8 protein-coding genes are annotated in these 9146 nt (G+C 62.9%); all 8 read left to right on the top strand.

The window, feature by feature from the left end:
* The first annotated feature begins 363 nt into the window (after nt 1-363).
* The 8 genes from rimP to rpsO all read left to right on the top strand — a co-directional run bounded on the left by rimP (nt 364) and on the right by rpsO (nt 9086).
* The gene (gene rimP / locus NKH19_RS18850; protein WP_352870138.1) at nt 364-1008 is read left to right on the top strand and encodes a ribosome maturation factor RimP; all 645 of its coding nucleotides are present in this window, start codon (nt 364-366) and stop codon (nt 1006-1008) included.
* A 49-nt stretch (nt 1009-1057) separates the two neighbouring features.
* The gene (nusA, locus tag NKH19_RS18845; RefSeq protein WP_352870139.1) at nt 1058-2653 is read left to right on the top strand and encodes a transcription termination factor NusA; all 1596 of its coding nucleotides are present in this window, start codon (nt 1058-1060) and stop codon (nt 2651-2653) included.
* 38 nt (nt 2654-2691) lie between these two features.
* On the top strand, nt 2692-3342 hold the full coding sequence (locus NKH19_RS18840; RefSeq protein WP_352870140.1) for an RNA-binding protein: 651 nt from the start codon (nt 2692-2694) through the stop codon (nt 3340-3342).
* A complete protein-coding gene (gene infB, locus NKH19_RS18835; protein WP_352870141.1) occupies nt 3339-5912 on the top strand; it encodes a translation initiation factor IF-2 in 2574 nt (857 codons plus the stop codon). Before NKH19_RS18840 ends, infB begins: the two co-directional genes overlap by 4 nt.
* Before the next feature lie 126 nt (nt 5913-6038).
* On the top strand, nt 6039-6464 hold the full coding sequence (rbfA, locus tag NKH19_RS18830; RefSeq protein WP_352601443.1) for a 30S ribosome-binding factor RbfA: 426 nt from the start codon (nt 6039-6041) through the stop codon (nt 6462-6464).
* Entirely contained in the window at nt 6464-7495 is a 1032-nt protein-coding gene (gene truB / locus NKH19_RS18825) for a tRNA pseudouridine(55) synthase TruB (RefSeq protein ID WP_352870142.1), read from the top strand. Before rbfA ends, truB begins: the two co-directional genes overlap by 1 nt.
* Before the next feature lie 43 nt (nt 7496-7538).
* Nucleotides 7539-8633, top strand: coding sequence for a magnesium/cobalt transporter CorA (gene corA, locus NKH19_RS18820; RefSeq protein WP_352870143.1), 1095 nt, complete (start codon nt 7539-7541; stop codon nt 8631-8633).
* A 78-nt stretch (nt 8634-8711) separates the two neighbouring features.
* Complete coding sequence (gene rpsO, locus NKH19_RS18815) at nt 8712-9086, top strand: 30S ribosomal protein S15 (protein WP_352870144.1); 375 nt, start codon at nt 8712-8714, stop codon at nt 9084-9086.
* Nucleotides 9087-9146 lie beyond the last annotated feature (60 nt).

Here is a 9146-nt window from a genome sequence, read left to right as displayed (position 1 = left end):
CGATTGAAACGAAAAGTGGCGGCGTGGGACGACGAATTCCTCGTAAGCGTCATCTCACGATAATTAACTCACCCGATTCCCCTGCCCCTTCGGTGCTGTGTCGTGCAAATCTTGTGCGATGTGATATAAGTGGGGATGCAGCGGCACGGCTCGCAGGGGTTTCGCCGGATGGAGGCCATGCGTCTGGCGCAACACTGGCGCCGTCACGGCTTTTGTACGGCCCGCACGGCGGGCTTGAAACACCGGCCACGATCGTTTATATCAGCCTCAAATTCTTGGTCGGTATGACGAAGAGTGGGTCCACCCGGTCCCGCTCTTTTTTATTACCCGCCGATAACTTCGGAATAGAGCGACAGGATCTCAATGACTGCAACGGCAAGCGAGGGCGACGATCGCATCATCCGCGAAAGCGGCATTGATGCGCGCATCGCGCTGATCGTCCAGCCGGTTCTGCGCGGCATCGGCTTCCGCCTCGTGCGGGTGCATCTGTCGGGCCAGAACGGGCTGACGCTGCAGATCATGGCCGAGCGCGAGGACGGCACCATGACCGTCGAGGATTGCGAAGAGGTCAGCCGCGCGGTGTCGCCGGCGCTCGACGTCGACGATCCGATCGAAAAGGCCTATCATCTGGAGGTCTCGTCGCCCGGCATCGACCGGCCGCTCGTCCGCAAATCGGATTTCACGACCTGGACGGGTCATCTGGTCAAGATGGAAACCTCGATCGTGGTCGCCGACCGCAAGCGGTTCAAGGGCAAGATCGTCGAGGCCGGCGAAGACGATGTGCTGATCGAGCGCGAAAAGGCAGCCTATGGCGAGGAGCCGACGGTGCGTGTCCCCTATGACGCGATTTCCGAAACGCGCCTGATCCTGACCGACGATCTCATCCGCGATGCCCTGTCGAAGGACAACAGGGCGCGCAAGGAAGCAAAAAAACGTCGCGGCGAACCGGACGACGATGAGTCGGGTACGGAAGCGGACGCCACGGAAGAACACGAACAGGAACTATGATTGAGCTGCCGGGCGCGAAGGTCCGGCAAACAGGCTCGGGAGAAAAACGATGGTTGTAAGCGCCAACAGACTTGAACTGCTGCAGATCGCCGACGCGGTCGCGCGCGAAAAGTCGATCGACAAGTCGATCGTCATCGCCGCCATGGCCGATGCGATCCAGAAGGCGGCGCGTTCGCGTTACGGCCAGGAGACCAACATCCGCGCCGACATCAACCCGAACACCGGCGAGATGAAGCTGCAGCGGCTGATGGAAGTGGTCGAGAAGGTCGATGACTACGCCACGCAGATCGCCATTTCCTCGGCCCGCGAGCGCAATCCGGACGCCCAGCTCGGCGACTTCATCGCCGAACAGCTGCCGCCGATGGATTTCGGCCGCATCGCCGCCCAGTCGGCCAAGCAGGTCATCGTGCAGAAGGTGCGCGAGGCCGAGCGCGACCGCCAGTATGACGAATACAAGGACCGCATCGGCGAGATCGTCAACGGCACCGTCAAGCGCGTCGAATACGGCAACGTCATCGTCGATCTCGGCCGCGGCGAGGCAATCATCCGTCGCGACGAACTGATCCCGCGCGAAAACTACAAATACGGTGACCGCGTCCGCGCTTACGTTTACGACGTGCGCCGCGAGCAGCGCGGCCCGCAGATCTTCCTGTCGCGCACCCATCCGCAGTTCATGGCCAAGCTGTTCACCATGGAAGTGCCGGAAATCTATGACGGCATCATCGAGATCAAGTCGGTCGCCCGCGACCCCGGCTCGCGCGCCAAGATCGCGGTCATCTCGCGCGACAGCTCGATCGATCCGGTCGGCGCCTGCGTCGGTATGCGCGGCAGCCGCGTCCAGGCCGTCGTCGGCGAGTTGCAGGGCGAGAAGATCGACATCATTCCGTGGTCGCCCTCGGCGGCGTCCTTCATCGTCAACGCGCTGCAGCCGGCGGAAGTCGCCAAGGTCGTGCTCGACGAGGATGCCGAACGCATCGAAGTCGTGGTTCCCGACGACCAGCTGTCGCTGGCCATCGGCCGCCGCGGCCAGAACGTGCGGCTTGCTTCGCAACTGACCGGCTGGGATATCGATATCCTGACCGAGGCCGAAGAGTCCGAGCGTCGCCAGAAGGAATTCGTCGAGCGGTCGTCGCTGTTCATGGAAGCCCTCGACGTCGACGAGATGGTCGGCCAGGTGCTCGCCTCCGAAGGCTTCACCAGCGTCGAGGAAGTCGCCTATGTCGATTCCGGCGAGATCGCCTCGATCGACGGCTTCGACGAGGACACCGCTTCGGAAATCCAGACCCGCGCCCGCGAATATCTGGAGAAGATCGAAGCCGAACACGACGACAAGCGCAAGGCCCTCGGCGTCTCGGACGAATTGCGCGAAATCCCTGGCATCACCACCGCCATGATGGTGACGCTCGGCGAGGACGGCGTGAAGACGATCGAGGACTTCGCCGGCTATGCCGCCGACGACCTGACCGGCTGGAAGGAACGCAAGGACGGCGAAACCAAGGTATTCCCCGGCGTGCTGGCCAATCATGGCGTGACACGCGCCGATGCCGAACAGATGGTTCTGGCCGCCCGCCTTAAGGCTGGATGGATCACCGAAGACGAGCTTGCGGCCGAAGAAGAATCGGCTGACGAAGCCGTTGGTGCGTGAGGTGAAACCGCATCGCACCGAACCCGCCCTTGGACGAGATGAACGATCGCACCTGCATCGTCACCCGCAGACAGGCCGAACCGGATGATCTGATCCGGTTCGTCGTCGGCCCGGATTCGGTCGTCGTTCCCGACATCAAGAGAAATTTGCCCGGCCGAGGTTGCTGGGTGAGCGCCGACCGCCTACATATCGACAAGGCTGCGGCGAAGAACCTTTTCGCTCGCGCCTTCAAGGCACAGGTGGCCGTGCTGCCCGATCTTGGCGGCATGGTCGACGGGTTGCTTTCCAGATACGCTCTGGGCATGCTTGGTCTTGCCCGCAAGGCAGGCGCGATTGCGCTGGGCGCCACCAAGGTCGAGAGCGCTGTGCGCGGCGGATTGGCGCTTTTCGTGCTTCACGCGACCGAAGCGTCCGACGACGGTGTACGCAAGATCAGCCAGGCACGACGGGCGACAGTCCATCTCGGCGGCCCCGCAATCCTTGCCTACAAACTTTTCTCCGAGGCCGAGTTGAGCTTGGCATTGGGGGGTACAAATGTGATACATGCTGCCGTTCTCGCGGGAGACGCGGGCAGGGCGGTCCAGAAGCGCATGGTTGCGCTCGACCGGTATCGGGGCGGTTCCCCGGACGATCTGGCAATGCTTGCGGCTGTTGCTGACGAAGATGATGCCGCAGAGGATATGGAATGAACGATACGAAATCGGGTGACGACAATACGCTGAGTGTGACGCCGAAGAAGACCTTGACGCTGAAGCGCCCCGGTATGGAACAGGGCACTGTGCGCCAGAACTTCTCGCACGGCCGCACCAAGCAGGTCGTCGTCGAAACCAAGAAGCGCAAGTTCTCGATGCCCGGCGACAAGCCGGAGCCGGTTGCCGCTCCCGTCTTCACACCGAAGCCGGCGGTCGTGGCCGCACCCGCCGTCGTTCAGGAAGCGCCGAAGGCGCCACCACCCGCGCCGCCGGCCCCGGTCGAGCGCGGCGGCATGGTGCTGAACGAACTGTCGCGCAGTGAAATGGAAGCACGCCGCAGGGCGCTCGAGGGCTCGAAGGTTCGCGAGGTCGAAGACCGTCAGCGCGCCGCCGAGGATGCCAAGCGCCGCGCCGAGGATGAAGAGCGCCGCAAGCGCGAACGTGATGAATCCGCGCGCCGCCAGGCCGAGGAAGAGGCGCGGTTGCAGACCGAGGCCGAGTCCCGCCGTCGGGCCGAGGAAGAGGCGCGCCGCCGCGCGCCGCTGACCGCCGAACTTGCGACGGTCGACGACGAAGAACAGGCCAAGCCGAAGCGGACTGGTGCCGGTGCTCCGGTGCGCCGTCCGGTCACGCCCGAAGTGGCGCGTCCGGCCAAGCCGACCAAGAGCGAGGAAGACCGCCGCCGCGGCAAGCTGACCCTGAATTCAGCATTGTCCGACGAAGATGCGCGAGCCCGTTCGCTGTCGTCGATGCGTCGCCGCCAGGAAAAATTCAAGCGCGCGATGCACAATGAGCCTCGCGAGAAAGTCATGCGCGAAGTGATCCTGCCAGAGACGATTACCATTCAGGAACTGGCGCAACGCATGTCCGAGCGTGCGGTCGACCTGGTCAAGTTCTTCATGAAGCAGGGCCAGATTCTGAAGCCGGGCGACGTCATCGACGCCGACACGGCCGAACTGGTTGCCACCGAATTCGGCCATACGGTTCGCCGCGTCGCCGAATCCGACATCGAGGAAGGCCTCTTCAACATCGCCGACAATGCCGAGGACCTGGTGTCGCGTCCGCCTGTCGTGACGATCATGGGTCACGTCGATCACGGCAAGACCTCGCTGCTCGATGCCATCCGCAACGCCAACGTGGTCTCCGGCGAAGCCGGCGGCATCACCCAGCATATCGGCGCCTACCAGGTCGAGAAGGGCGGTCACAAGATCACCTTCATCGACACCCCCGGTCACGCCGCCTTCACGGCGATGCGTGCTCGTGGCGCCCAGGCGACCGACATTGCCATCCTGGTGGTCGCGGCCGACGACAGCGTCATGCCGCAGACGATCGAATCGATCAGCCATGCCAAGGCGGCCGGCGTTCCGATCATCGTGGCGATCAACAAGATCGACAAGCATGACGCCGATCCGCAGAAAGTCCGCTCGGAACTGCTGCGCCACGAGGTCTTCGTCGAATCCATGGGCGGTGAAGTTCTGGACGTCGAAGTGTCGGCGACCAAGGGCACGAATCTCGACAAGCTGCTCGAGGCGATCCTGCTGCAGGCCGAAATTCTCGACCTGAAGGCCAATCCGGATCGTACCGCCGAGGGCGTCGTCATCGAAGCCCAACTCGACAAGGGCCGTGGCCCGGTCGCCACCGTGCTGGTGCAGACCGGCACGCTGATGCCGGGCGATATCCTCGTTGCCGGCAACGAATGGGGCCGGGTGCGTGCGCTGGTCAACGATCGTGGCGCGCAGATCAAGGAAGCGCCGCCGGCGATGCCGGTGGAGGTGCTTGGTCTGCAGGGTACACCGCAGGCCGGCGACCGCTTCGCCGTGGTCAACAACGAGGCCCGCGCCCGCGAGATCACCGAATATCGCCAGCGTCTGGCGCGCGAGAAGGCGGTTGCCAAGCATGCCGGCCAGCGCGGTTCGCTCGAGCAGATGATGTCGCAGTTGCAGACGAGCGGGTTGAAGGAATTCCCGCTGGTCATCAAGGGCGACGTGCAGGGCTCGATCGAGGCGATCAACGCGGCGCTGGACAAGCTCGGCACCGACGAAGTGCGTGCGCGCATCGTCCATGCCGGCGCCGGCGCCATCACCGAAAGCGACGTGTCGCTGGCGGAGACTTCGGGTGCCGCGATCATCGGCTTCAATGTCCGCGCCAACGTCCAGGCGCGTGCCGCCGCGGCGGCCGCGGGCATCGAGATCCGCTACTACTCGATCATCTACAACCTCGTCGATGACGTGAAGGCGGCTCTATCGGGCCTTCTGTCGCCGGAGCGTCGCGAGACCTTCATCGGCAACGCGCAGATCCTCGAAATCTTCGACATCACCAAGGTCGGCAAGATCGCCGGCTGCCGTGTCACCGAAGGCAAGGTCGAGCGTGGTGCGGGCGTGCGCCTGATCCGCGACAACGTCGTCATCCACGAAGGCACGCTGAAGACCCTGAAGCGCTTCAAGGACGAAGTTTCGGAAGTCCCCGGCGGCCAGGAATGCGGCATGGCCTTCCAGAACTACGAGGATATGCGCGTCGGTGACGTCATCGAGTGCTTCCGCGTCGAGATGGTGACCCGGACGCTCTGAGTTCGAGTGACTTGTCCATACCGGGCGGTGGTCGAAAGGCCGCCGCCCAAGGTCTATTGAGAATGGCCCATATGAGACATGCGGCACGGTCCCATCCCGCGCCCCACGCTTTCAGGATCGAGAAAAATGCCCCGTCCAACCGCATCCAGCCCATCCCAGCGCATGCTGCGCGTCGCCGAACAGGTTCGCCATGCGCTGTCCGAGACCTTGCAACGCGGCGAGATCATCGATCCGCTGATCGAGAACACCGTGGTCTCGGTCTCGGAAGTGCGCATGTCGCCCGACCTGAAGGTCGCCACCGCTTTCGTCTCGCCGCTCGGCGCCAAGGATACCGATGCGGTGGTCGAGGCGCTGAACAAGCATGCGAAGTTCGTCCGTGGCCGGGTCTCGGGCGCATTGCGGCAGATGAAGTTCATGCCGGAGTTCCGCTTCAAGCTCGACACCTCCTTCGACAATTTCGCCAGGATCAACGACCTGTTGAAGTCGCCCGAGGTGGCGCGCGATCTGGGTCCTGAAGACCAGGACAAAGACGACAACAAGGACACCGAATAGTGGCGCGTCGCGGCAAGAAGAAAGGCCGGCCGATCTCGGGCTGGCTGATCCTGGACAAGCCGGTCGGCATGGGCTCGACCGAGGCCGTCTCCAAGATCAAATGGCTGTTCCAGGCGGAAAAGGCAGGCCATGCCGGCACGCTCGACCCGCTCGCCTCCGGCATGCTGCCGATCGCGCTTGGCGAGGCCACCAAGACCGTGCCTTACGTGCAGGACGGCGCCAAGATCTATCGCTTTACCGTGGCGTGGGGGCAGGAGCGCTCCACCGATGATCTCGAGGGTCCGGTGACGAAGGAGTCCGATCTGCGTCCGTCGGAGGCCGAGGTGCTTGCCCTGCTGCCGAAATACACCGGCATCATCATGCAGACGCCGCCACAATTCTCCGCCATCAAGATCGCGGGCGAGCGCGCCTATGATCTGGCCCGCGATGGCGCGACAGTCGATATTCCACCTCGCGAGGTCGAGATCGGCCGGCTCGATATTGTCGGGCACAACGCTGACCACACGGTTTTCGAGGTCGAATGCGGCAAGGGCACTTACGTGCGCTCGCTGGCCCGCGACATGGGCCGCGACCTCGGCTGTTTCGGCCATATTTCAGAATTGCGCCGGGTCGAGGTCGAGCCGTTCACGCCGGAGGATTTCGTCACCATCGCCGAGCTGGAAGCCGCTCGTTTCGGCGTGCGGGATGAAGACAGCTCGGAGGCGACGGATGTCGCCGACACGGCAGAAGCCTCCGGCATGACAGAAGCCATTGACGCGAGAGAAGCCGCTGGCGCGGTGGAAGCGCCAATCGACTTCGACGCCATCGATGCGCTTCTGGTCGATACGGCGGCCGCCCTCGACTGCCTGCCGCAGGTCGCCATCAGCGACGATGCGGCGACCAAGATCCGCCTTGGCAATCCAGTCATCATCCGTGGCCGCGACGCGCCGGTGGAAGCCGAGGAAGCCTGCGCCACGGCGCGCGGCAAGCTGGTCGCCATCGGTGCCATCGAGCAAGGCATGTTCAAGCCCAAGCGGGTCTTTGCCGGCTGAGGGCACTCATCTAATGTCCGCGGGATAGCGTTAGAGGGGCTCCATGGCAAAGGCTGAAGCGGTGAAGAAGCGGGCGCCGGTGAGGACGCGGCGGCCGCCGGTCGGTGCATCGCCGGGCACGCTGATCGCCGACCCGGCGGCTCGTCGCTCGGAACTGCGGCTGACCATGATCTCGCCGCAGAAATTCCAGACCATCGAAAACGCCAGCATCGACGACCTCAACACCCATTGCGACAAATGGCCGGTTATCTGGCTCGACTGCACCGGCCTCGCCAATATCCCCCTGATCGAGGAGATCGGCCGCATTTTCAGCCTGCATCCATTGGCGCTGGAGGACGTCGTCAACACCGGCCAGCGGCCGAAAGTCGATTTCTTCGAGGACCATGCCTTCGTCGTCGTCAGGATGATCGACGATGTCACGTCGCACCGCTATGAGCAGATCTCCGTCTTCTTCGGCAATAATTTCGTCGTCACCTTCCAGGAACGTGAAGGCGATCCCTTCGATCCCGTGCGCAAGCGCATCGAGAGTTCGGCGCCCAACCGGTTGCGCGCGCGTGGAGCGGACTATCTCGCCTATGCGCTGGTCGACGCCGTCGTCGACAGTTATTTTCCGCCGATCGAGGCGGCCGGCGAGTTGGTCGACAGCATCGAGGACGAGATGCTGCATTCGCCGGACAAGCATCAGATGCGGCAGCTGCATGAATTGCGGCGCGATGCCAATGTGCTGAAAGGGGTGCTGTGGCCCCTGCGCGACGCGCTGGCGACGCTCATCCGCAACGACGTGCCCTATGTGAAGGCCGAGACCAAGATCTTCCTCAACGACACACTCGACCATTCGCTCAGGCTGATCGAACTGGTCGAAACCCAGCGCGACATGCTGACCGGCCTGATCGAGATGCATCTGTCGCTGAGCCAGGCGCGCACCAACGACGTCATCAGCTATCTCACCATCGTCTCGGTCATCTTCATGCCGCTTACCTTCCTGGTCGGTATCTGGGGCATGAATTTCGATCCAGGGTCTTCGCCCTGGAACATGCCCGAGTTGAAGGCCTACTACGGCTATCCCCTATCGCTTTTGTTCATGGCGCTTGTCGCGTTCGGGCTGATTGCCTTCTTCAAATGGAAGAAATGGCTCTGACAAGGATAAAACCGGCCATTTCCGACCTGAAAAGCCGGCTTGTGAATTGGGCTGGTATTTTCCGGGGAATTGCACTATATGCGCCGCAGCACAGCGCTAAGGCGCTTTGCTAGTACCGGCCCCTGCTGGACGACATCCCGGCTGAGGGCGACCCGTTTCCTCAAACAGATAAGGAAAAACACGATGTCGATTACTGCCGAGCGCAAACAGGAATTGATGGGTGAATTCGCAACCGCCAAGGGCGATACCGGGTCTCCGGAAGTCCAGGTGGCCATCCTTTCCGAGCGCATCAAGAACCTGACCGACCATTTCAAGGACCACAAGAAGGATAACCATTCCCGCCGTGGTCTGCTCGCTCTCGTCTCCCAGCGCCGCAGCCTGCTTGATTATCTCAAGCGCAAGGACGACGCGCGCTACCAGACGTTGATCGAGAAGCTCGGTCTGCGCCGTTGACGAATTGACCGGCGGGCTTTCTTCGGAAAGTCCGCCGGTCGCGCATTCTGCCAGTCGCAT

The sequence above is a fragment of the Mesorhizobium sp. M1338 genome, assembly GCF_040318045.1.
Lineage (GTDB): Bacteria > Pseudomonadota > Alphaproteobacteria > Rhizobiales > Rhizobiaceae > Mesorhizobium.
The sequence above is the reverse complement of the archived record's forward strand: the minus strand, read 5'-3'. Positions and strand labels throughout refer to the sequence as shown.